Source organism: Streptomyces sp. URMC 123, assembly GCF_051386515.1.
Lineage (GTDB): Bacteria > Actinomycetota > Actinomycetes > Streptomycetales > Streptomycetaceae > Streptomyces.
In genome coordinates this window covers 1-758 of sequence record NZ_JBPQTV010000668.1, presented here as the reverse complement: position 1 = coordinate 758, position 758 = coordinate 1, and the positions used below count along the sequence as shown (strand labels likewise).

The following is a 758-nucleotide window of genomic DNA, read 5'->3' as shown; positions in this document are numbered from 1 at the left end:
ACACAGTGGACGCGAGCAACTGAGGACAAGCCCTCGGCCTATTAGTACCAGTCAACTCCAGCCCTTACGGACCTTCCATATCTGGCCTATCAACCCAGTCGTCTACTGGGAGCCTTACCCCATCAAGTGGGTGGGAGTCCTCATCTCGAAGCAGGCTTCCCGCTTAGATGCTTTCAGCGGTTATCCCTCCCGAACGTAGCCAACCAGCCATGCCCTTGGCAGAACAACTGGCACACCAGAGGTTCGTCCGTCCCGGTCCTCTCGTACTAGGGACAGCCCTTCTCAAGACTCCTACGCGCACAGCGGATAGGGACCGAACTGTCTCACGACGTTCTAAACCCAGCTCGCGTACCGCTTTAATGGGCGAACAGCCCAACCCTTGGGACCGACTCCAGCCCCAGGATGCGACGAGCCGACATCGAGGTGCCAAACCATCCCGTCGATATGGACTCTTGGGGAAGATCAGCCTGTTATCCCCGGGGTACCTTTTATCCGTTGAGCGACGGCGCTTCCACAAGCCACCGCCGGATCACTAGTCCCGACTTTCGTCCCTGCTCGACCCGTCGGTCTCACAGTCAAGCTCCCTTGTGCACTTACACTCAACACCTGATTGCCAACCAGGCTGAGGGAACCTTTGGGCGCCTCCGTTACCCTTTAGGAGGCAACCGCCCCAGTTAAACTACCCACCAGACACTGTCCCTGATCCGGATCACGGACCCAGGTTAGACATCCAGCACGACCAGAGTGGTATTTCAACA

At 57.7% G+C, this 758-nt stretch carries 1 rRNA gene; it reads right to left on the bottom strand.

The annotated features are described in order from the left end of the window. Window positions 1-21: 21 nt before the first annotated feature. Window positions 22-758 (bottom strand): 23S ribosomal RNA (locus ACSNOD_RS31550); the annotation flags it as partial.